The organism is Kribbella sp. HUAS MG21 (assembly GCF_040254265.1).
Lineage (GTDB): Bacteria > Actinomycetota > Actinomycetes > Propionibacteriales > Kribbellaceae > Kribbella.
Genome location: NZ_CP158165.1, coordinates 2,733,777 through 2,755,986, shown reverse-complemented (window position 1 = coordinate 2,755,986; position 22,210 = coordinate 2,733,777). Strand labels below are relative to the sequence as shown.

At 69.6% G+C, this 22,210-nt stretch carries 21 protein-coding genes; 8 read left to right on the top strand and 13 right to left on the bottom strand.

Going from position 1 to position 22,210, the window contains the following annotated elements; all coding sequences use genetic code 11:
• Positions 1–65 precede the first annotated feature (65 nt).
• Complete coding sequence (locus ABN611_RS13445; protein WP_350280186.1) at positions 66–968, top strand: arginine deiminase-related protein; 903 nt, start codon at positions 66–68, stop codon at positions 966–968.
• Positions 969–1,310: 342 nt separating this feature from the next.
• Here the strand turns inward: ABN611_RS13445 and ABN611_RS13440 are convergent, their stop codons facing one another.
• Both ABN611_RS13440 and ABN611_RS13435 read right to left on the bottom strand, forming a co-directional pair.
• Entirely contained in the window at positions 1,311–1,928 is a 618-nt protein-coding gene (locus tag ABN611_RS13440; protein WP_350280185.1) for an S-layer protein, read from the bottom strand.
• Between the two features lie 19 nt (positions 1,929–1,947).
• Positions 1,948–3,564 carry a phage tail tip lysozyme gene (locus ABN611_RS13435; protein WP_350280184.1) on the bottom strand — a complete coding sequence of 539 codons (1,617 nt, stop codon included), beginning with the start codon at positions 3,562–3,564 and terminating at the stop codon, positions 1,948–1,950.
• A gap of 175 nt (positions 3,565–3,739) precedes the next feature.
• Between ABN611_RS13435 and ABN611_RS13430 the strand changes: the two genes are divergently transcribed.
• Entirely contained in the window at positions 3,740–4,408 is a 669-nt protein-coding gene (locus tag ABN611_RS13430) for a GntR family transcriptional regulator (RefSeq protein ID WP_350280183.1), read from the top strand.
• Positions 4,409–4,540: 132 nt separating this feature from the next.
• Here ABN611_RS13430 and ABN611_RS13425 read toward each other — a convergent pair whose 3' ends face one another.
• From ABN611_RS13425 to ABN611_RS13390, 8 genes are all read right to left on the bottom strand, one after another.
• Positions 4,541–6,571 (bottom strand): hypothetical protein, encoded by a 2,031-nt coding sequence (locus tag ABN611_RS13425; RefSeq protein WP_350280182.1) that lies wholly within the window; start codon positions 6,569–6,571, stop codon positions 4,541–4,543.
• The gene (locus ABN611_RS13420) at positions 6,568–7,782 is read right to left on the bottom strand and encodes an enolase C-terminal domain-like protein (protein ID WP_350280181.1); all 1,215 of its coding nucleotides are present in this window, start codon (positions 7,780–7,782) and stop codon (positions 6,568–6,570) included. Before ABN611_RS13420 ends, ABN611_RS13425 begins: the two co-directional genes overlap by 4 nt.
• On the bottom strand, positions 7,779–8,714 hold the full coding sequence (locus ABN611_RS13415; RefSeq protein ID WP_350280180.1) for an SDR family oxidoreductase: 936 nt from the start codon (positions 8,712–8,714) through the stop codon (positions 7,779–7,781). The genes ABN611_RS13420 and ABN611_RS13415 overlap by 4 nt, the downstream gene beginning before the upstream one ends.
• 93 nt (positions 8,715–8,807) lie before the next feature.
• Complete coding sequence (locus ABN611_RS13410) at positions 8,808–9,617, bottom strand: carbohydrate ABC transporter permease (RefSeq protein ID WP_350280179.1); 810 nt, start codon at positions 9,615–9,617, stop codon at positions 8,808–8,810.
• Positions 9,604–10,479: a sugar ABC transporter permease gene (locus ABN611_RS13405; RefSeq protein ID WP_350280178.1), complete on the bottom strand. Its 876-nt coding sequence runs from the start codon at positions 10,477–10,479 to the stop codon at positions 9,604–9,606. The genes ABN611_RS13410 and ABN611_RS13405 overlap by 14 nt, the downstream gene beginning before the upstream one ends.
• A complete protein-coding gene (locus tag ABN611_RS13400; RefSeq protein WP_350280177.1) occupies positions 10,476–11,759 on the bottom strand; it encodes an extracellular solute-binding protein in 1,284 nt (427 codons plus the stop codon). The genes ABN611_RS13405 and ABN611_RS13400 overlap by 4 nt, the downstream gene beginning before the upstream one ends.
• Positions 11,760–11,776: 17 nt before the next feature.
• Complete coding sequence (locus ABN611_RS13395) at positions 11,777–12,484, bottom strand: FCD domain-containing protein (protein WP_350280176.1); 708 nt, start codon at positions 12,482–12,484, stop codon at positions 11,777–11,779.
• Positions 12,481–13,596, bottom strand: a complete 1,116-nt coding sequence (locus tag ABN611_RS13390; RefSeq protein WP_350280175.1) for a DUF4185 domain-containing protein — start codon at positions 13,594–13,596, stop codon at positions 12,481–12,483. Before ABN611_RS13390 ends, ABN611_RS13395 begins: the two co-directional genes overlap by 4 nt.
• 103 nt (positions 13,597–13,699) lie before the next feature.
• Here ABN611_RS13390 and ABN611_RS13385 point away from each other — a divergent pair, with 103 nt between their 5' ends.
• Positions 13,700–14,086 (top strand): phage holin family protein, encoded by a 387-nt coding sequence (locus ABN611_RS13385; protein ID WP_350280174.1) that lies wholly within the window; start codon positions 13,700–13,702, stop codon positions 14,084–14,086.
• Entirely contained in the window at positions 14,086–14,514 is a 429-nt protein-coding gene (locus tag ABN611_RS13380; protein WP_350280173.1) for a low molecular weight protein-tyrosine-phosphatase, read from the top strand. Before ABN611_RS13385 ends, ABN611_RS13380 begins: the two co-directional genes overlap by 1 nt.
• 23 nt (positions 14,515–14,537) lie before the next feature.
• Here ABN611_RS13380 and ABN611_RS13375 read toward each other — a convergent pair whose 3' ends face one another.
• Together ABN611_RS13375 and ABN611_RS13370 are read right to left on the bottom strand one after the other, a co-directional pair.
• Complete coding sequence (locus ABN611_RS13375; RefSeq protein ID WP_350280172.1) at positions 14,538–15,749, bottom strand: pyrophosphate--fructose-6-phosphate 1-phosphotransferase; 1,212 nt, start codon at positions 15,747–15,749, stop codon at positions 14,538–14,540.
• A 73-nt stretch (positions 15,750–15,822) separates the two neighbouring features.
• Positions 15,823–16,266 carry an Lrp/AsnC family transcriptional regulator gene (locus ABN611_RS13370; protein ID WP_350280171.1) on the bottom strand — a complete coding sequence of 148 codons (444 nt, stop codon included), beginning with the start codon at positions 16,264–16,266 and terminating at the stop codon, positions 15,823–15,825.
• 87 nt (positions 16,267–16,353) lie between these two features.
• Here ABN611_RS13370 and ABN611_RS13365 point away from each other — a divergent pair, with 87 nt between their 5' ends.
• Positions 16,354–17,250, top strand: a complete 897-nt coding sequence (locus ABN611_RS13365) for a DMT family transporter (RefSeq protein WP_350280170.1) — start codon at positions 16,354–16,356, stop codon at positions 17,248–17,250.
• Here the strand turns inward: ABN611_RS13365 and ABN611_RS13360 are convergent.
• Entirely contained in the window at positions 17,228–18,229 is a 1,002-nt protein-coding gene (locus tag ABN611_RS13360) for an acetamidase/formamidase family protein (protein WP_350280169.1), read from the bottom strand. The two genes, ABN611_RS13365 and ABN611_RS13360, sit on opposite strands and share 23 nt — an antisense overlap.
• A gap of 116 nt (positions 18,230–18,345) precedes the next feature.
• On the opposite strand from ABN611_RS13360, the gene ABN611_RS13355 reads away from it, so the two are divergent.
• The 3 genes from ABN611_RS13355 (at position 18,346) to ABN611_RS13345 (ending at position 22,135) form a co-directional block, all read left to right on the top strand.
• The gene (locus ABN611_RS13355) at positions 18,346–19,038 is read left to right on the top strand and encodes a response regulator transcription factor (protein WP_350280168.1); all 693 of its coding nucleotides are present in this window, start codon (positions 18,346–18,348) and stop codon (positions 19,036–19,038) included.
• Positions 19,035–20,633 carry a HAMP domain-containing sensor histidine kinase gene (locus ABN611_RS13350; protein ID WP_350280167.1) on the top strand — a complete coding sequence of 533 codons (1,599 nt, stop codon included), beginning with the start codon at positions 19,035–19,037 and terminating at the stop codon, positions 20,631–20,633. Before ABN611_RS13355 ends, ABN611_RS13350 begins: the two co-directional genes overlap by 4 nt.
• Positions 20,634–20,734: 101 nt before the next feature.
• Positions 20,735–22,135 (top strand): trypsin-like peptidase domain-containing protein, encoded by a 1,401-nt coding sequence (locus tag ABN611_RS13345; protein WP_350280166.1) that lies wholly within the window; start codon positions 20,735–20,737, stop codon positions 22,133–22,135.
• Positions 22,136–22,210: the final 75 nt, after the last annotated feature.

The following is a 22,210-nucleotide window of genomic DNA, read 5'->3' as shown; positions in this document are numbered from 1 at the left end:
CCGTTTGACTCGCGGCACGGTGAGCCTCAAACTGACTGATTGTCGGACAATCAGGGGATCTGGCAATGGATCTCAACGTCGTCGGGAGGGTGTTCATGGGGCAGCCGCTGGAGTGGGGTCGCCGGTATCTGATGGTCCGTCCGGACCACTTCCGGATCGACTACGTGATCAACCCGTACATGTCGACGCAGGACCAGCCGGACCCGGAGCTCACGCTCAAGCAGTGGGAGTCGCTGCGGCAGGCGATCGTGGACGCGGGCGGCGAGGTCGAGGTGCTGGCGCAGCGGGCCGACTCGCCCGACATGGTGTACGCGATGAACCTCGGGCTGGCGGCCGCGGACGGGCGCGCGATGCTCTCGCACATGCGGTTCGAGCCGCGCCGGAAGGAGTCGCTGAGCGCGGCGGAGTGGTTCACCGGGCACGGGTTCCGGCTGGACCGGGTCGGCGGCGAGGGCGTCGGGCCGCACTTCGAGTCCGGGGACGCGTTCGTGTTCGGCGACAGCCTGGTCGTCGGGTACGGGCCGCGGACCGACGCGGAGGCGCTCAAGCACCTGGCGACCGAGTGGGACGTCCGGGTCCGCGGGCTGCGGATCGCGCACGAGGGGATGTACCACCTCGACCTGCCGTTCTGCCCGGTGGACAGCACGCACGCGATGATCTACCCGCCGGCGTTCGACGCGGCGAGCCAGGCGGAGCTGTCCGGGATCGTGCCGGACCCGATCGTGCTCACCGACGAGGAGGCGTTCGCGTTCACCGCGAACTCGATCGTGGTCGGCGAGACGATCATCATGCCGGCCTGCTCACCGCGGCTCCGGGAGATCTTCGAGGGCCTCGGGCTGCGGGTCGTCGTCCTCGACCTCTCCGAGTTCCACAAGGGCGGCGGCTCGGCCCGCTGCCTCACCAACCCGCTTGACTTCCCCCTCACCCCCATCGCCGCCCCGGGCGGCGAGCTCCATCTCCCCGCCTGACACTCCCACCCCTAGCCAGCCAGTCTGTTCCCCTCGCCCGCGCGGCCAGGCGCGAGCACGGTGCGGCGGGGGAGAGGGCAGGGCGAAGCCGGTGCGGGCGGGACGAGGCCGGCTCGTGCACGGCGCGGCGGGCGGGGGCGGCCGGGGGCCGGGGCGACGGCGTGGGGCGAGCCCAGCGCGGGTGAGACGAGACGGCCCGGGCTCGGCGCGGACGGCACCGGCTCGGCACCGGCACGGCGCGGGCACGGCGCGGGCACGGCACCCGCTCGGTGCGTGCACGGCACCCGCTCGGTGCGGGCACGACGCGCGGCGAGGGCGCTAGGTTCCGTGGTCGTCTGCGGGTTACTTGCCGGTGGTCCAGATGATGTCGAGGGTTTCGGGGTCCCAGCCGTAGCCGCGTAGCCAGCGGAGGGCTTCCTTCTTGCCGTTGGGGGCGAAGACCTCGATGACGACCGAGATGGCTTCGGGGTTGTTCGGGTCGGTCTTGGACTTGGTGTACGTCGCCTGGAAGCCGGGGCCGATGTACGGGAGCTGGGCGAGGATCGGGTACTTCATCTGCAGGCGGTTCTGGGTCTGGGAGAAGTTGCGGCCGGCTTCGGCCTCCAGTTCCTGCTCCTGCTCGGGGTTGTTCTTGGTCCACTCCCGGCCCTCGGCGCTGTTCGCGTACAGGTACATCTTGACGCTCAGCGGGTCGTTGCCCGAGGTGAACTTCTGGGTGTAGCTCTGGAAGCCGCGCCGGGTCCCGACCAGGGTGTGCTCGCCCGCCTTGATCTCGACGTCGCCGTTCGCGGGGATCTCGTGGCCGTCCAGGGTCAGGGTCAGGTCGTTCGGGATCGACGTCACGGACAGCGTGGTCTGCGACCCGCCGCCGCGGAACAGCACCACACCGCCGATCACGATCAGGACGACCGCCAGCGCGACGACGGCGATCGCGAAGGGCCGCCGGTTCTCGTCCAGCATCCGATGCTCCTGTCCTTGCTCAGCTCGCCGCTTGCGGCGCGTTCTTCAGCCGGAAGACCCAGAACTGGCCGCCGACGCCGTACAGGTGGGTGGCCTCCGGGACGTGCTGCCCGAGCGACCCCGAGGCCGAGTTGTAGCCGCCGCCTTCCTTGCCCCACGGTCCGACGTACAGGTAGGTGTGTCCCGGGCCGTTCAGGATGTCGCCCGGCTTCATGCCGCCCGGCGGCTCCCCGTGCCAGTAGTCGTACTTCCCGGAGCTCTGCATGTAGTCGAACTGGACCCCGGTCGACACCTTCGGGAACTCCGGGTCGGCGCCGCTCATCCGCATCACGGTCGCGACGAAGCGTCCGCAGTCACTGTAGGGCAGGTACCCGCTCGAGCCGTCGTTGTACTCCTCCATCGCCGCGACGAACTCCGGCTTCGCGAGGCTCGCGTCGGTGCCGTCGTGACCGCCCTCGGGCCAGGCCAGGTTCTTCGCGACCTCGGCGATGTTGCCGCTGCCGGCGCCGCAGCCGCCGCCGGTACTCGCCGGGTTCGCCCCGCCGCCCGCCGGCGCCGAGCCGGCGAACTGGTCGAACACCCGCCGCGCGTTCGCCTTGCGCTCGACGTACGTCTGGTGGTTCGGGTTCTCGTGGCCGAGGAACCGCTCGAACCGGTGGCCGAACTCGTACGCCGCCTGCTCGACGGTGGTCGCCGCCTTGAGCGCGTCGCCCGCGGGCTTCTCCGGGAGCGGGCCCTGGCCGCGGAGCTGCTTGAGCAGGAACTCCAGCTGGTAGGCCAGGGAGCCGATCACCTCGTCCTGGACGCCGTCGTCCCGGGACGGGTTGATCATCTTGCCGGCCGGCGTCCACTGCACGATGCCCCAGCCGAGCGGCGAGTCGACCACGTCCGCGGGCTTGCTGATCACGCCCGGGTCGGTGTTCTGCAGGCGCTGCGGCTCCACGCTGGACTCGGCGATCATGTTGCCGACGATGCCGGCGGCCTGCTCCTTGCTGAAGCCGTTCTGGACGAAGAAGTTGAAGGCCTTCTGCTGGTTGTTGGACCCGGACAGGTTGCCGTCGATGCAGTTGCAGGGATCGCCGCCCTCGGGGGTCTGGACGATGAACGGGTTCTCCTCCGGGATCGGAGCGATCGACCAGTCGTTGTTGTTCTCCTTGTCGACCCACATCTCCCAGTGCAGGTGCACGCCGGAGTACCCGATCGGGGCGCCCTGGCCGTCGGTGCCTTCGTCGAGGATGCCGGTGGTGCCGATCGGGTCGCCGCGCTTGACCTCGGCGCCGTCACGGACCGTGATGGTCTTCATCGGCTTGTACCGCGTCTCGACCTGCTCGCGGCGGATCCGGACCTCGCCGTCGGACGCCTTGACGACCTTGCCGTCGTGGGACGCGTAGACCTTGGCGTCCTCGTCGACCTTGAAGTCGTAGCCCTTGTGGATGAAGGTCCAGTCGCCGTCGATCTGCTGGCGGTCGGTCGGGTAGCCGAACAGGCTCTCGGACTGGGACTGCTGCGCGCACTGCGCCTCGGCCGATCCCATCCCGGCGAACACGCTGAGCAGCATGAGGAGCGCGAGGACCAGCGCCAATCCGAAGAACACCACGGCGCCACCGATGGCGCGCAGCGTCTTGCCGGCATCCATGCCCTGGTCCCTCCCTCACTCGAGTGGTCTTCCCGCGCCGGTCCGCGGGAAGGGGGCGGCCACTGGGGGAAATGCTGCCCGAAAACCGGGTCATCATGTCGCGAGTTATCCACAGGCCGGGCCGGTGGGGCGGGGCGGGCGCGACAACGAACCGGGTCTGGACGAGAATCTTCCCATGTACGAACGGCTGCGGGTGGACCGCTCGACCACGGTGGACCGGGTGGTCGACGCGCTGCGGTCCGCGCTGTTCGCCGGTGACCTGCAACCCGGTACGCCGCTGCGCGAGCAGCCCCTCGCCGAGGCGCTCGGCGTCGCCCGGAGCACGATCCGGGAGGCGATGACGATGCTGGTCACCGAGGGCCTCGCGGTCCGCGAGCCGAACAAGGGGGTCAGTGTCGCGACCCTGGCCCCGGAGGCGGTGGCCGACATCTGCCGGGCCCGGTTCGTGCTCGAGTCCGCCGGGATCCGGGCCTGGTTCGACGCCGACGAGGCGGCCCGGGAGCGGGTCCGGGAGGCGATGCGGGTGTTCGCCGCGACTGCCAAGGACGGCGCCGACCCGGAGGCGATGACCGAGACCCATCTGGCCATCCACCGGAGTCTGGTCGCGCTCACCGGCAGTGAGCGGCTGATCGCCACCGCGGACTCGGTCACCGGCGAGGCCCGGCTCGCGCTGGCCCGGGTGGACGCGTTGCGGCAGGACGCGCGCCAGCAGGTCGCGTCCCACCGCAAGCTCATCCGGCTGCTCGAGCGTGGCGAGCTCGACGAGTGCGTCGAAGAGCTCCGCCGTCACCTTGCCGGCGCCGAGGAGTCCCTCCTCGAAGCCATCGCGATGCCTCCCGCCTGACCGCCGTACGAGCTGGCTAACCCGCTCAACTGGAGGGTTGCCCATTCAAAATTCGGGTGGGCAACCCTCCAGTTCGAGCGTTACCCCCCAACCTGGAGGGTTCGCGCGGGCCGGTGGGACGGGGGTGGGGGGTCAGGCCAGGCCGTCCGCCGTCACGTCGTACGTCGTCGTGCCGACGCGGAGGCCGGTCAGCCGGGCATCAGGGTCGAGGTGCGCGACCTGGGGGTTCGCGGTGACGGTGCCGTCCAGCGCGACCTCGATGCCGAAGATCCCCTCCAGGACGAGGCTGACCCAGGCGCCGGACGACGAGCAGGACCAGTCGATCAGGTACGGGAACTGCGGCGGCGACTTTCGCGCCCCGCCCGCCATCGCGGGCTGCGCCTCCTCCACGAAGTGCGCCTGACCGCACGGCCCCTGGTTGGCGGTCTTCGCGAGCCCCGGCAGCCAGTCCAGCAGTACGTCGCCACGCCCGAGCGCGAACAGTGCGCGACCGGCGTCCGCCGGCCAGGCCGGGTAGGCGCCGTTCCACTGGTGGTCCGGGCGGACGCTGAAGGCGGCGTCGGCGTCGTACGGCGACAGGGCGCGCATCCACGTCGGCGTCTGCAGCTCGCGCTGGAAGAACGCCACCATCTCGGCGCACTGCGACTCGGACAGGTCGTCGGGGATCGTCGTACCGACGATGTTGAAGTCGTAGCAGTGCCGCACCGGGACGAGCGAACCGTCCGGTTGCCTCGCGTGCCAGAAGCCCTTGCCCTCGACGTACAGCTCGTTGACGTGCGCGGCCTGGGCCGACGCCTCCTTGCGCAGCAGCGCGGCGCGGTCGGCGTCGCCGGAACGGTCGGCGATCTCAGCGGCGACCCGCATGCACCACACGTTGGCAGCGTTGAAGCTGGCCACCTCGTGCACGTAGCTGCTGACGCACTCCAGCAGGTTGTCGATGCCGCCGTAGTCGGCCAGTGCGTGCTCACCACGCAGACCGCGCCATGCGGTCGCCCAGTCGTGCACGTGTTCGCCAACCTGCTTCGGACCGACCTGGGCATCCAGGAACGCCGCGTCGCCGGTGAAGCGCACGTAGTCCCGCACCAGCCGGGTCATGGCGAAGTCGTTGACCGAGTACCAGTAGCCGACCGGTCCGCCGGTGAGCCACTCGGTGCCGAAGTGCTTGTGCGTGTCGAGGTCGATCCAGTGCTCGATGTGCTTCCGCATCGGCTCCGGGTCGAGCAGCGCATGCGTCAGCGACGAGAGGCTGTAGTCCCAGATGAACGTGGTGGTCTGCCAGTACCGCGGCATCAACGTGTCGTACGTCCGCCCGATCACGCTGGCCGGGTTGTCCCGCCGGAACCAGATGACCCCCAGCACACCCCACCAGTACAGCTTCCGCAGCGCCTCGTTCGACGTCTCCAGGACCGGCAGCGCGCCGCTGAACCCGTCACTGGCCGGGTCGAACGCGTCGGCGATCGCGACGTCCCACATGCTCTCAGCCACCGAGATCACGGCAGGTACGTCTGCCACGCAGACGTCGAAGTGCTCCGTTGCCTCTTCCAACGATCCCGCCAGCACGTGCACATAGGAGAGCCGCGCACGCCCCTCCGCGTCCAGTACGACGGTTGCCTCGAGCATCGTCCTGTCCACGGTGCTGGGCACATCGAGACCTTGCACACTGACGGCCGATCCGGACTCGCCGGTGCCGACAACCCGATCGCCGACAACCTGCAGGGTGTTCGGCTCGGAGGGCGGCTCCGGGCGCAACCAGCCGGACGACGAGCGGGTCGCGGTACTGGCCAGTGAAAGCCCCAGTCGGACAGAACGCCCCGGGTGCCCGGAGATGTCCAGTTGTACGACGACAGCCGGCCTGCCCGGAGCGCAGGCGGTGGTGGTGCGGACGGCGAGGCCGTCGACTGTGGTGGAGCGGACCACGCAGTCCGGGCGCCACACGACCTCGACCGTTCCGCCGTACGAGCGTGCCAGTCGCCCGTCGACGTACAGCTGGCCGGTGATCGTGTCGCCATGCGAGTACGGCGGGAAGTTCACGCTGCGGATCGCCAGCACGTCGTGGTCGACCTGCGCGGTGCCCAGGAAGTTCGTCAGCCCGGGCGGGTTGAACATGTCGTCGTACGTGTGCGTGAGGACGTCGCTGGCCAGGTCGGCGCTGCGGGGAATCATGAGGGGTCGGCCCAATCGGTGTTCGGGAGCAGGGGATACCAGTCGGGGCGGGCTGGGTCGCGGTCGTAGGGGTACGGGCCGAGTTCGCGGAAGAGTTCGGCGTATTCGGCGAGCTTGTCGCGGTCGAGCTCGACGCCGAGCCCCGGCGCGTCGGGGACGGCGATCGCGCCGTCGACGTACGGGAGCTTGCCGCCGGCGATGATGTCGTTGCGCAGGTGGTGGTAGTGCGCGTCCGCGGCGAACGACAGGTTCGGTACGACGGCGCCGAGGTGCAGCATCGTCGCCAGCTGGATGCCGAGCTCGCCCGACGAGTGCACGGCCACGCCGAGCTGGAACGTCTCGCAGACGCCGGCCGCCTTGATGCACGGCCGGATCCCGCCCCAGAACGTGGTGTCGAGCAGGATCACGTCGACGGCCGGGTCGCGGACGTTGGCGGCGAGCTGCTCGAAGTTCACCACGACGGTGTTCGTGGCCAGCGGGATCGAGGTCTTGGAGCGGACCCGGCGCATCCCGTTCAGGCCCCAGGTCGGGTCCTCGAGGTAATCGTTGTCGAGGTCCTCGATGCCGCGCGCGAACCGGATCGCCTCCTCGACGCCGAAAGCCCCGTTCGGGTCGAACCGCACGCGGTGTCCGGGGAACGCCTCCGCCAGCGCCCGGAAGCACTCGCGCTCGTAGTCCGGCGGAAACACGCCGCCCTTCAGTTTGTGCACGCTGAAGCCGTGCTCGTCGACCAGCGAGCGGGCGTGCGCCACCAACTGGTCCGCCGTACGGATCTCGCCGGTGCCGTCGTCGTTCGGGTGCCGGAAGAACAGGTAGCTCGCGAACGGCACCCGCGAGCGCACCTTGCCGCCGAGCAGTTCGTGCACCGGTACGCCGAGGTGGCGGCCCTGCAGGTCCAGGCAGGCGAACTCGATGGCCGCGAGCAACTGCGTGCGGTTGTTGTAGAGGCTCGCCGTCGGGTTCGCGAGCATCCAGCGCAACGCCTCGGTGCGGGCCGGGTCGTGCCCGACCAGGTACTCCTTGAGCCCCGCGACCGCGGCCTCGGCGCTCTGGCCTCCGCCGCCCATCTCGCCCAGGCCGATCAGTCCGTTGTCGGCCTCGACCTCCACGACAGTTCGTACGAAACGTCCCCAGTGCGCTCCGTTGCTGTGCCGCAGCGGCGCCTCCAACGGCATCGTGACCGTGGTCGCGCGTACGTCGACGATCTTCACTTCGCGTCCTCCGGCAGTGCGACGGCGAGCCCGGCGGTCAGGCCGCCGTCCACCTTGACGTCCGCGCCGGTCACGAACGACGCGGCCGACGAGGACAGGAAGTAGATGACCTCGGCAACCTCGCCCGGCGTCGCGACCCGGCCGAGCGGGTGCGAGCGGCCCCATTCGGCGACCACCTCGTCGGTCGTCCGGCCGCCGGCGAACTGCGCGGCCGACGTCCGCAGCATCGGGGTGTCGACCGAGCCCGGACAGACCGCGTTCACACGGATCCCGTCCGGGGCGTGGTCGACGGCCATCGCGCGGACCAGGCTGAGCAGTGCGCCCTTCCCCATCGAGTACGCCGCGACGCTCGTCTGCGCGGCGTACGCCTGGACGGACGCGACCACCACGACACTGCCGCCGCGCGGCAGCTTCGGGACGAACGCCTGGCAGGCGAAGAACACGCCGCCGACGTTCACCGCCATCACCTCGTCGTAGACGTTCCAGGGCGTGTCAACCACGGTCCCGTACCGTTGAACGCCCGCCGCACAAACCAGCACATCCACCGCGCCGATCTCCTCCGCGACGGAGGCCAGCGCCGCCCGATCCGAGACATCTACTTGAACGCCAGTCACCCGACCGCCCAGAACTGCGGAAGATGGAGTGGCTCCTGCGTCAGCACCCCCGGGTAGCCCGGTGGGCTCCTGGCCGTCTCCACCATGCACCGCCGACCCCCGCGCACCGCCGGCATCCACCGCCGGCTGTTGCTCGGCTCCCGTGGGCACCGGGGTCGGGCTGTTGAGGGCGGACTCGAGTGCGGACAGCGCCTCCGCGTCGCGGTCCAGGGCTACCACGTGGTCGCCGGCGGCGACGAAGCGTTCGACTGCCCCACGGCCGATCCCGGCGGCACCACCGGTGACGACGACGGTGCGAGGACCCGACTCCAGGGCCATCACAATCCTCCATTCGGCTGCGCCCCGCGCTCGCCGGGGCGGCGAGCGGGGGATTGTGATGGCGTGGCGGTTCTCATATATGTCCTCCGAGAATCAGAACTGACCGAGGGCGAGGCCCCGGGAGAAGAAGCGTTGGGCGGCGAGGAACAGGATCACGGTCGGCAGCGAGACCAGCAGGCCGCCGGCCAGCACGGTCGGCAGGGCCGCACCGCCGTACGTGCTCTGCAGGCCGGTGAGCGCGGGCATGATCGGGCGCACCGACTCCGACTGGCTCAGGGTCAGGCCGAGCAGCAGGTCGTTCCAGACGAAGGTCGCCTGCAGGATGAAGATCGCGGCCAGCGCCGACCCCGCCATCGGCAGGTAGATGCTGCGGAAGATCCGGAACAGCCCGCCACCGTCCACCACGGCCGCCTCGAAGACGCTGCGGGCGATCCCGGTGAAGAAGTTCCGCATCACGAACGCCGAGAACGGCACGCTGATCGCGGTGTAGACCACGATCATCCCGGTCCGGGTGTCGTACAGCCCGGAGTTCGCGTACCCGGAGAACAGCGGCATCAGGATCATCTGCAGCGGGAAGATCGTCCCGCCGAAGATGAACACGAACCACAGGAAGCCACGCTTCAACCGCAGTACGACGATCGCGTACCCGGCCGCCGCGCCGATCAGCACCGCCAGCACCGGCGCGACCACGCTGTACATCGTGGTCGCGACCAACGTATCGCCGAGCGCCGCCTTGCTCCAGGCGTCCCCGAAGTTCGTGAACAGCGAGAAACCACCCGGCTTCCACACCGTCTTGGCGTCGTACCCGTCGACGGACTTGGCCGCGTTGACGATCAACAGGTAGATCGGGGCCAGCCAGATCAGCCCCAGCAGTACGAGGAACCCCGTCCTAACCTTGCTCACGGGCGTCCCCCAACTGGTAGCGCAGGTAGAGGATCGACGCCGCGAACGTGACCAGGCTGAGGAACAGCGCGATCGCCGCCCCCTGGCCGTAGTCGTTCAGCACGAAGGTCTCCTTGTACATCGAGAGGGCCAGGGTCTCTGACGACGTACCGGGGCCGCCCTGGGTCATCACCCACACCACATCGAAGGTTTTCAGGCTTCCGACGATCGACAGTCCGATGACGACTGTGGTGATGGCCCTGAGCTGTGGCCAGAGGTGATGGCGGAACAGGCTGAAGCCCTCGGCTCCGTCCAGGCGGGCGGCCTCCAGGGGCTCCGTCGGGATGGACTGGAGGCCGACCACGAAGAGGAGTGCGTTGACGCCGGCCGCCTGCCAGGTGGTGGCGACGATCATCATCAGTGTGTTGCCCGGGCCGGACTGCAGCCAGCCGGTGTGCTCGCCGGGCAGCCCGAAGAAGCCGAGCGCCTGGCCGAGCGCGCCGTCCGGCTGCAGTACGAAGCCCCAGATGACGCCGACCGCGACACCGGAGATCGCGTACGGCAGCAGGAACGGCAGCCGCAGCCAGGTGCCCCACTTGTGGCCGTAGGTGAGTACGGCCACCAGCAGTCCGAGCACGACCGGCAGCGTGATCATGCCGACGACCCACAGCAGGGTGTTGACCAGTGCCCCGATCAGGTCGGGGTCACTGAACATCGCCTTGTAGTTGGCCAGCCCGGACCACACCGGTGAGGCGAGCCCGTCGTAGTCGGTGAAACTGACGTACGTCGTCCACAGGAACGGCAGGTACAGGAGCAGCGCGACGACAGCTACAGCCGGCAGTCCGAACAGTGGAGCCGCCCGCGCACCGGTGCGATCCTTCACTTCTGCTTGGCCCAGTACGCGTCCGCCTCGGCCTGGATCTTCTGCAGGCCCGGCATCGGGTCACCCGGCTTGGTCACGAACGCCCCGAACACCTCGAGCGCCTTGTTCGCGACCGGCACCGGCGTCGCCTCGAACCAGCGGTTGATCAGCCGGTACCCGTCCCCGCCGACGTCCTTGTTCAGCTTCGCCAGGCCCGGGTCCTTGACCTCGGCCTTCGGGTTGAACGACAGGTCGCCGCGCGAGTTCGCCCACGCGGTCTGCGCCTCCGGCGTGACCCACCAGTCGGTCCACTTCTTCACCGTCGACGCGTGGTCGCTGGCGGCGGCCGAACACACCGGGCCGGTCTCGAAGATCATCGAGGTCTTGGGCAGCGCCGGGTTCACGTTCGGGATCACGAAGAAGTCGTAGTCGGTGCCGGCCTTCATCTTCAGCGTGTTCAGGTTGCCGCTGAACCAGGTGCCGAAGTTGATCATCGCGACGTCGCCGTTCTTCAGCTGCGCCTGCGGCTCGGTCTTCGCACCCGGGTCGCTGAAGTACCCGGCCTCGATCATCTTCTTCCAGTCGTTCATCACCTCGACCACACCCGGGTCGGTGTACTTCGCCTTGCCGGCCGCGATCGCGTCGTACAGGTCGGGGTCCTTGCCGGCCAGCAGCGTCTCGAACCAGACGAACGAGAACAGGATGTTGGTCTGGTAGAACGGCTTCACGCCGGTCGCCTTGACCTTGTCCGCGACCTGGATCAGCTCGGCCCAGGTCTTCGGGGTCTCGGTGATGCCGGCCTTCTTGAAGACGGCCTTGTTGTAGTACATCACCCAGTAGCCGGCGTTGAGCGGCACGCAGTACTGCTTGTCGCCGTAGGTGAAGTACTGCTTGAGCTGCTCGGGGATGTTGCCGTCGGCAATCGCCTTGTTCCACTGCTCGGTGGTCTCGGCGACCAGCTTCTGGTCGACCAGGTCCTGGAGCTCCTTGCCGGTGTGCCAGGTGAACAGGTCGGCCTTCTCCTTGGTCCGGAACGACGACCGGATGAAGGCGGTGTAGGTGTTCGAGTCGGAGTACCCGACCGGCTCCATGCCGACGCCGATGTCCTTCTTGCTGGCCGCGCCGACCTGGGTGAAGGCGTCCTTCCAGCCGCCCTTGTCGTTGTAGAACTTCAGCGAGTCGACCGGCTTGTCCTCACCCTTCTTCGGGGCAGCGGCGCCCCCTCCTCCACAGGCGGAGAGCGCGAGCGCGCCGGCGATCACCAGGGCAGCCAGCGCCTTGCGGTTCGTCTTGCGTTGCATTGGTACGTCCTTCCAGCTCAGGGGTGCTGAAGTCGGTCGTTGATGACGGCGAGGACGCCGTCCAGGTGTTCGCGGGTGAGCAGTTCGGCCAGGTCCTGGTCGCCCGAGCGGACGGCGTCGTAGATCGCGCGGTGCTCGTCCAGGTCGGCCTGGCGGTCGCCGTGGATGTGCAGGATCTCCAGCTGCTCGCGGGCGTTCACGACGGTGACCGACTCGACCACCTCGGCGAGCGTCGCGTTCCCGGAGGCCTGGGCGAGGGAGCGGTGGAAGTCCATGTTCACCTCGGCCAGCTGCGCGTGGTCGCCGGAAGCGATCAGCTCGGCGGCAACCTCGAGATCGTTGGCCATCTGCTCGAGCGCGGACTCGACCCGGGTGCTCGCCGCCAGCGCCGCGACCGGCGGCTCGATCAGGGCCCGCGCCTGCAGGAGCTCCACCAACCGGTCCGGACTCGGCGCCAGCGCGAGCGGGTTCGCCAGGACCAGCCGGCCGACGTTCGGGCCGACGTACACACCGGAGCCGTGCCGGAGCTCCACCGCTCCGGTCGCCTCGAGCCGGCGCAGCGCCTCCCGGACCGTCGGTACGGCGACCTTGAACCGCTCCGCGAGCGACCGCACCGCCTCGAACTGATCACCCGGCGACAGCTTCCGCTCCGCGATCAGCGCGAGCATGGACGTCGCCAGATCGTCCAGCAGGCTGCGCCGTACGACGCCTCCGGTCGCGCTCACTGCGCCGCCGCCAGGGTGACGCCGACGAACCGCGGCCGGTAGATGCTCACGTCGCCGTACAGCTCGTCGCTGACCAGGCTGTTGACGTTGTAGCTGACCAGGAGCGTGTTCCCGCGGCGCAGGTCCGGGTGGTCGTGGGAGTTGTAGGTGATGATGTTCCCGCCGGTCTCGGGGGTCTGGTACAGCTCGACCGGCTTCACCCACGGGCCGGTCGGCGAGCAGGAGAAGTACCCGAGGACACGCTTGCTGAACAGCTCGTTCGTGTCGTGCGTGACGAGCAGGTAGCCGTCCTTCCAGCGGGTCACGCTGTGCTCGTTGGCGACACCCTGGAGCACGCGGACCGAGGCGGTCTCGTCGCTGGACCAGCCCGAGCCGGTCCAGTACTCCCACGGCTTCCCCGTCAGGTCGTCACCACGGACCCGCGCGACGTGCTGGTACTTCGACGCGCCGAGGTCCTCGACGCCGTAGATGTAGGTGTACCCGCCGTCGCGCTGCAGCCACCCGGACCACTGCACGTTCGCACCGGACGGCAGCGGGGTGAGGCTCTTCAGCTTGAACGTCCTGCTGTCGAACCGCGCCAGGTGGTTGCTCGCCCACCGCCAGTCCCACTGGCCTGTGCCGGTCTTCTCGAACCGCAGCGCGACCACGTCGAGGTCCCGGCCGGCGTTGCTGGTCTGCGCGGCTCCGAACCAGTACCAGCCGTTGCTCGGCGGCGGGACGAGCGACGTCGGATTGGCCGCCGTACCGCCGGTGACGGTCGTGAGGCTCTGGCCCTTCTGGATCACGAACGAGTTGTTGAGGAACGGCGTGGTCTTCGGGCGGGTGCCGTCCGGGTTCACCGGGCCGAGGAACGTGTCGGAGAAGACCCACGCCGTCCGGCCGCCGGGCAGCGGCACGGAGTACGTGCTGTCGGCGCCGGTCCAGCCCTTGCCGGTGTCGCTGTAGGCGTTGAGCAACCCCTCGGGCGCCGCGTGCGGCTGCGCCTGAGCGGTCCAATTCGTCTGTACGGCGTCGCAGCTCGCCGCGGGCGCGGCAGCCGCCGAGACAGCGGGGACAGCGAGACCCGCTGCCGTGAGGGACAACGCGAGAACCGCAACCAGTGGGCGTGACATGAAAATGATCAGATCACTTGGTCATTTTCGGTGTCAAGAGTCAGGGTCGGATCAGGGCGCGTACGGAGCGTGGTCCTACCGCCCGGATGGGAGGATCGACGGTATGAAGAACTTGATCATCAGGTTGCTGGCGAACGCGGTGGCGCTGGCCGTGGCGAGCTGGATCGTCGGCGGGATCACCCTGCAGGGCGCGACCACCGGCCAGCGGGTGCTGACGCTGCTGATCGTGGCCGCGATCTTCGGCCTCGTGAACGCGATCGTGAAGCCGGTCGTGAAGGTGCTGTCCTTCCCGCTGCTGATCCTCACCCTCGGGCTGCTGACCTTCGTGATCAACGCCGTCATGCTCTGGCTGACGTCCTGGATCACCGGCAAGCTCGACGTCCAGTTCCACGTCGACGGCTTCTGGTCCGCGCTCTTCGGCGCACTCATCATCAGCATCGTCGGCATGCTCATCAACGCGGTCCTGCCCGAGAAGGCCGAAGTCCGCTAGTGCGCGTCGAGATCGTCTGCACCGGGAACATCTGCCGGTCGCCGATGGGTGAGGTCGTACTGCGGGCCAAGCTGGCCGAGGCGGGGATCGAGGGTGTCGAGGTGACCAGCTCCGGCACCGGCGGCTGGCACGTCGGCGACCCGATGGACCCGCGGGCCGCGGCCGCGCTCCGGCGTCGCGGGTACGACGGCAGCGCGCACCGGGCTCGCCGGTACGAGCGGTCCTGGGAGCGGGACCTGGTCCTCGCGATGGACTCGGGTCACCTCGCCGAGCTCACCCGCGGGGCGGCCTCGGAGCACGTGGTGCTGTTCGCCGAGCTCGACGTACCCGATCCGTACTACGGCGCGGACGACGGCTTCGACGAGGTCCTCGCGCAGGTGGAGACGGCGGCCGACCAGTGGGTCGACCGCCTCCGCCAGCAGCTCTGAATCAGCCCTGAATCAGCTCAGACTCAGCTCTGGCCGATCCGGGTCTTGAGGTCGACGAACCAGTCGGCGGTCGGGTCGAACTCCTTGCCGCCGGCGATCCGCGGGAACTCGATCGCCCGCAGCTCGTCGCCGCGCTCCTCGTCGTGGCCGACCACGCCCGACTCGCCGCGCAGCGCGGCGTCGACGGCGTAGTCCGTGCACTCCTTGATCAGCGCGAGGTCGCGGTCGTTGGCCGCGGCCGAGCGGCTGAAGTAGCCGCTCTTCTGGACCATCGTCTTCTCCGCGCCGATCCGCTCCGCGAACTGCTTCGCGAACCACGCGCCCGGGTTGATGGTGTCCAGCTTGACGTGCCCGAACGGGTCCCGGCCGACCTCCTCGCCGCGGGCCTCCATCTCGGCCACGATCGACGACACCCCGGCGCCCTCGGACAGGAAGATGTTGACGCAGTCCTCGTCGTCCATCACCTTGCGCAGCCGCTCCGCCTCGGCGTCCAGGTCGATCGTTGCCTCCGGCACGTAGACGGCGTCGACGTCCCAGCCGCCCTTGCGCAGGCCGATGCCCGGGTTCCACTCCTGCTCGTCGACCCACCGCTGGTACGCCTCGGCCGTTGCCGCGGTCAACCAGCCGCAGTTCCGGCCCATCACCTCGTGGACGATCAGCATCCGCGGGTTCGAGGAGTGCTCGGCGATGATGTTGCGGGCGAACAGCGCGCCCTGCTCGGCGGCGGTCCACGCGCCCAGGCTCTGCCGGATCGGGACCACGTCGTTGTCGATGGTCTTCGGCAGGCCGACCACGGTCAGGTCGTAGTCGTGCTCCTGCAGGTACGCCGCGAGGTCGGCAGCGGTCGTGTTGGTGTCGTCGCCGCCGATGGTGTGCAGTACGTCGACACCGTCGGCGACGAGGCGCTCCGCGGCGACCTGGAGGGCGTTCTGCCCGTCCTGGATCAGGCCGCGCTTGACCAGGTCGGCGGTGTTGGTCAGCTTCACCCGGCTGTTGCCGATCGGGCTGCCGCCGAACTTGTGCAGCAGCGACGCCTTCTCCCGCACCTCCGGCGTCACCTCGAGGAAGCGGCCGCTGAGCAGGCCGTGGTACCCGTTCAGGTAGGCGATGATCTGCACGTCGGGCGCCACCTCTGTGTAGCGCTCGATCAGCCCGCCGACGGCGGACGACAGGCAGGGCGCGAGCCCGCCGGCGGTGAGCAGGGCAACTCTGCGGACAGACTTGTCGGCAGCCATGGTCCAGGGTCCTTCCGTCGCTGAAGTCGGCACCAGACTAGTGATGCAGACCACTCCCGGCGGTGGTTGGGGTTCACCCTGCGGACAGCGGCACCGCGCGCGGTGGCACCGGGGTGGAGACCACGAACGAACTGGTCGTCTGGCCGTGCACCTGGAACCTGTCCAGCACGCTCTCCAGCGCGGGGATCTCGGCGACCTGGACGCGGAGCAGGAAGCAGTCCTCGCCGGAGATCCGGTGGCACTCGACGACTTCCGGGGTGCGCTCGGCGAGCGCGACGATCTTCGGGATCTGCCCGGGCCCGGGCCGCAGCCGTACCCAGGCGGCGACCGGCCGGCCGAGCGCGGCCGGGTCGATGTCGAGGCGGTACCCGCGGATCACGCCGGACTCCTCCAGCCGCGCGACCCGCTCCCGGACCGTCGGCGTGGAGACCCCGAGCCGGCGGGCGAGCTCGGTGGTCCGCAGACGGGGATCCGCGGACAGCTCCTCCAAGATCCGGGTATTGAGGTCATCGAGCACTGAGCTTCTCGTTTCGGTAAGCAAGTCCGCCTCCTGGCATTCGATCTGCCATGGTTCAGCGCAGAATACGTTTCTACGGTAGTCGCTGTGACCACCACTCGCACCGAAGCTCCGTCCCGCCCGGGCCTCGCCGCGGCCGCCGCTGCCGTGACGGTCGTGCTGTGGGCGTCGTCGTTCGTCGCCATCCGGCACCTCGGCACCGAGATCTCGGCCGGCGCCCTGTCGCTGGCGCGGCTCGGGCTGGGCAGCCTGTTCCTCGGCGCGCTGCTGTTCACCCGGAAGCGTCCCGCCGTACGTCGATGGCCGGCCCAACGGGACTGGCTGCCGCTGATCGCGTGCGGTGTGCTGTGGTTCGGCGTCTACAACCTCGCGCTGAACGAGGCCGAGCGGCGGCTCGACGCCGGTACGGCGGCGATGCTCGTGCACATCGCCCCGCTGCTGATCGCCGTGCTCGCGGGTTTCGGCCTCGGCGAAGGGTTTCCGCGGCAGTTGGTGATGGGCGGCCTGGTCGCGTTCGCGGGCATCGTGGTGATCGGTACGTCGACGTCCGACGGGCGCGCGGAGACCTGGGGCGTCGTTCTGTGCGTGGTCGCGGCGATCTCGTACGCCGTCGGCGTGGTCACCCAGAAGCCCTTGCTGAGCCGGCTGCCGGCGGCCGAGGTCACCTGGCTCGCCTGCACGATCGGCGCGATCGTCTGCCTCCCGTTCGGCCCCACGCTGGTTGGTGAGCTGCGCTCCGCGAGCGCGTCGACCATCTGGTGGATCGTCTACCTGGCGGCGTTCCCGACCGCGCTCGGCTTCACCACGTGGGCCTTCGCGCTCCGCCGTACCACTGCCGGACGCATGGGCGTCACGGTGTACGCCGTACCGGCGGTCGCCGTGGCCCTCGGCTGGCTGTTCCTGTCCGAGACCCCGGGCGTGATCGCCCTGACCGGCGGCGCCCTGTGCCTTGCCGGTGTGGCTATCTCACGGAGGAGCTCATGAGGCGCAGGTGCTGGTGGATACCGTCGTACACGGTTGCTGCCGGCAGCAGGCGCTTCGGCACCTTGGTGACAACGCTGTAGTTGACGTCGACGACGTTCGCCAACGGCACCTCGCTGACCTGACTCAGCAACTGGTACGCGTCCAGCTTGTCGAGCCCGTACAGGTCACCGAGCCACCGCACCATATCCACCTGCCCCGCGCGCCACGCGTCCTCCAGCGGCCGGCTCGACCCGACGACGGCCAGGTAGTCGTCGTTCTCGATCCGAGGCCAGACGGGCCCAGGCGTCTTCAGCAGGTCGACGATCAGTACGACGTTCATCGCGCCCTCGACCGCGGTGCCGCAGGACTCGCCCTCGCCCTGCCGGTAATGACCGTCGCCGACCGAGAACAGCGCGCCCTCGACGTTGACGTTGAGGTAACAGGTCGCGCCCGCGCGCATCTCCGGAGTGTCCATGTTGCCGCCGAACACGTCCGGGACCAGCGACGACCGCGCCTCCCCCGCGGCCGGCGCGACGCCCACGGTCCCCAGCATCGGCTCCAGTGGCAGCGCGAGCTCCAGCGCACTCCCCTGCGCCTGGAACCCGACGGTCTGCTTGTCGGTGTCGACCTCGTAGATCCAGGTCCGTTCCGGCAGCGGATCCTGCAGCGTCGCCGTCCGGTCGGTGCTGGTCAGCCCACCGAAGTACGGAATGGTGGCCGACACACCCCAGGACCGCGCCGGAGTCAGCTCGACGAGGTGCAGCACGAGCGTGTCGCCGGGCTGGGCGCCCTCGACGTAGAACGGGCCGGTCTGCGGGTTGACGTACGGCATGTTCAGCGACGCGCTGGCCAGATCCGTCGTACTGCGGAGCGTGCCGCAGTACGCGTCCTCGGTCCACAGGCGTAGCGCGCTGCCGGGCTTGATCCGGCGGATCGGCGGGACGCCGCCGAAGGTCCAGGCGTAGTCGGTGGGTTCGGGGGTGAATTCGAGGACGTCCACGCGGTGCAACCTAAGGTGTGCATGAGGGGTTGTGCGAGGGATCAGCGGGTTCTCAGGCGATTCTCACGGAAGCGACCTACTCTCGGTGGCGGAACTTCGAGCGGAGCGGGGCTGACATGCGGGTACTGGTGGTGGACGACGACCGGGCGGTCCGGGACTCGTTGCGCCGTTCGCTGGAGTTCAACGACTTCGAGGTGGTGACCGCGTCCGACGGCGCCGAGGCGCTCGCGGTGATCGGGAACGTCGAGCCGGACGTCGTGGTGATGGACGTGATGATGCCGCGGCTGGACGGCCTGGAGACCACCAAGGCGCTGCGGGCCGCCGGCAACAACGTACCGATCCTGGTGCTGACCGCTCGGGACGCGGTCGCCGACCGGGTCGACGGGCTCGACGCGGGCGGCGACGACTACCTGACCAAGCCGTTCGCGCTCGAGGAGCTGCTGGCCCGGCTGCGCGCCCTGCTCCGCCGCAGCACCACCCCCGGCGAGGGCGGCCAGCGCGGCGAGGTTCTGCAGTACGCCGACCTCGTGGTCGACGTCGACGCGCACGAAGTACACCGCGGCGACGTGGCGATCCAGCTCACCCGCACCGAGTTCTCGCTGCTCGAGCTGCTGATCCGCAACCCGCGCCGGGTGCTGGAGCGCGCGGTCATCCTGGACGCGGTCTGGGGCTACGACTTCCCCACCACCGCGAACTCGCTCGAGGTCTACATCGGCTACCTGCGCCGCAAGACCGAGGTCAACGGTCTGCCGCGGCTGATCCACACGGTCCGCGGCATCGGGTACGTACTGAGGGACACCCCGCCGTGAGTCAGCAACACCCCGGCGACTTCCCGTCGTACGCCGACCGGCCGTCGCAACCGCAAGCGCAACCGCAAGCTCCTGTTGCCCAGAGCAACGGCAGTCGGGTCGCCGCGACCGCGGCCCGCACCCAGACCTGGTGGAACGAGACGCTCCACAAGCTGAGCCTGCACGCCCGCGTGACACTGCTCGCGGCCGTCGCGGTCGGTCTCGCGGTGGCGATCGTCAGCGTCGCGGCGTACATCACGGTGCGCCAGCAGATGTACCAGAACCTCGACAACAGCCTCACGCAGCGTGCGGCCCAGGCTGCGCAGAAGCGCGTCCTGACCGACCTGACGATTCTGCAGGGCGTCCCCTCCGACGCCCTCGGCCTGAGCGACATCCGCGTCGGCGTAATCGGCGCGGACGGGCAGCAGTTCGGGCCGCCGAACAGCCTGCTGCCGCCGATGGGCGCGGACGAACTCCAGATCGCGCGTGACCAGGGCAACGAGGCGAGCCTGCGCACTGTCGGCGTACGTAACGCCGGCTCGCACTTCCGCGTGATCGCCGTTCCCGCAAGTTACTGTCCGCAAGGCCTGAGCCGAGGCTGCCAGACAGAGCCGGAGGCCTACCTCCAGCCGGGTGCGCTGGTCGTGGCGCAGTCGCTGGGGCCGATCGACCAGACGCTGCACAACCTGGGGATCGTGCTGTGGGCGTTCGGGCTGATCGGCGTGATCGGCGCGGCGCTGGCCGGCAACGCCGTCGCCCGCTCGGGTCTGCGGCCGTTGGCGCGGCTCACCGGCGCCGCCGAGCACGTCGCGGCGACCGAGGACCTGAAACCGATCCCGGTCACCGGCACCGACGAGATCTCCCGGCTGGCGATGGCGTTCAACGCGATGCTCGGCGCGCTCGCGCAGTCCCGCGACCGGCAGCGCCGGCTCGTCGGCGACGCGGGGCACGAGCTGCGGACGCCGCTGACCAGCGTCCGCACCAACCTCGACCTGCTCGCCCAGGCGGACAAGCGCGGCGGCCTGCGGCCCGAGGACCGGCAGCAGCTGCTGGACGACGTACGGGCCCAGATGGACGAGCTGACCCAGCTGATCGGCGACCTGACCGAGCTCGCCCGCGACACCCCGCAGGTGCGGAACGCGGAGCTGATCGAGCTCTCGAACGTCGTCGAGGACGCGGTGATGAAGGTACGCCGACGCGCGCCCGGCATCGAGTGGGACGTCCAACTGGCGCCGTTCCCGGTCTGGGGTGACGAGCGGCTGCTCGGACGCGCCGTGACGAACCTGCTCGACAACGCCGCGAAGTACAGCGTTCCGGAGGGCGCGGCGCAGCGCAGCGACGGAGCACCGGTCGGGCACGTGTCGGTGCGCCTGCTGGACGGCGTACTGACCGTCACGGACTCCGGGCCGGGGATCGCGGAGGCGGACCTCCCCCACGTGTTCGAACGCTTCTACCGCTCCAGCGAAGCGCGCAGCCGGCCCGGATCCGGCTTGGGGCTCGCGATCGTCAAGCACGCGGCCGAGCAGCACGGCGGGATGGTCTACGCCCGGAACGCTCCGGGCGCCGGCGCACAGTTCACGCTCTGGCTGCCGCACGCGGCCACCCAGACCCGCTGACAGTTCCCTGAAAGGTTCTTCAGAGGATCTTCACGGAGTTCTTCGGTGGCTCCGAGGGGATCTTCAGGCCCTTTTCAGGTGCGGCCGACAAAGTACTTGCCATGACCGAGAACCAGCCGCAGCAGCCGAACCAGTCCGGCCAGAATGCACAGGGACCGCAGGGACCGGAGCGGACGCAGCAGTTGCCGATGTACGGGCAGCATCAGCAGCAGCACGGCGCGCCGCAGGGCGGGCAGCCGCGGCTGGACTCGGGGCCGCAGGGGCAGCGGCCGGGCCAGTACCCCTCAGGTGGGGGTGCCTACCCGCAGTTCGGGGCGCCGGGGACGCATCAGGGGACGTCTCCGGGCCCGAACTGGCCCCTCGGCCCGCAGCAGGCCACGGCCACCGCGCCGAAGCCGAAGCGCCGGCCCGGCCTGGCCGTGGTGGCGCTGACCGCGCTGCTGGTCGGTACGGCGGGCGGTGTCGGCGGCGCGGCCGTGTACTCGGCGAGCAACGACACCACCACGAACTCCCCGTCGGTGACCGCCCCGCTGAACGGCAACCAGGCGGCGCCCGCCTCGGCGCCGGACGGCTCGGTGCAGAGCGCCGCGGCCAAGGTGCTGCCGAGCGTGGTGAAGATCGCGGTCGCGTCCCAGCAGGGCCAGGGCACCGGGTCCGGCATCGTGATCAGCAAGGACGGCCTGATCGTCACCAACAACCACGTGGTCGCCGGCGCCGGGCAGGGCGCCAAGATCACCGTGATCCTGAACGACGGCCGCACGGTACCGGCCACGGTCAAGGGCCTGGACCCGCTGACCGACCTCGCCGTCATCAAGGCGGACGCGACCGACCTGACACCGGCCACCCTCGGCTCGAGCGGGAAGCTCGCGGTCGGGCAGGGCGTGGTCGCGATCGGTTCGCCGTACGGTCTGCAGGCGACCGTGACCAGCGGGATCGTCTCGGCGCTGGACCGCCCAGTGACCTCCGGCGACGACGACCAGGACAGCACGACAGTCTTCCCAGCAATCCAGACGGACGCCGCGATCAACCCGGGGAACTCCGGCGGCGCCCTGATCGACCTCGCCGGCCAGGTGGTCGGTATCAACAGCGCGATCAAGACCGCCGGCGGATCGGGACAATCCGAGGGCGGGAACATCGGCCTGGGGTTCGCGATCCCGATCGACCAGGCCAAGCCGATCATCGACGAGCTGGTGGCCAAGGGCAAGGCCACACATGCGCGGCTCGGTGTGACGGTCGGTGACGCGCAGTCCTCCGACGGGCTCACGAACGGAGCACGCCTCGGCGAGGTCACGTCCGGCGGTGCGGCGGACAAAGCCGGTCTTCAGTCGGGTGATGTGGTGACCGCTGTCGACGGCAAGGCGATCGCGTCAGGGGACGCGCTGGTCGCCGCAGTCCGTTCGCACCGCCCGGGCGACCAGGTGAAACTCACCATCACCCGGAACGGCAAGCCCCAGACCGTCACCGCCACCCTCGGCTCCGACAACGGGAACCCCACCGGCTGACCGAACGTCCAACCCCCAGACCGGACTGCGCCGCCCACCGAGCGGCGCAGTCCGTTTATTGTGCTGCGACCGACG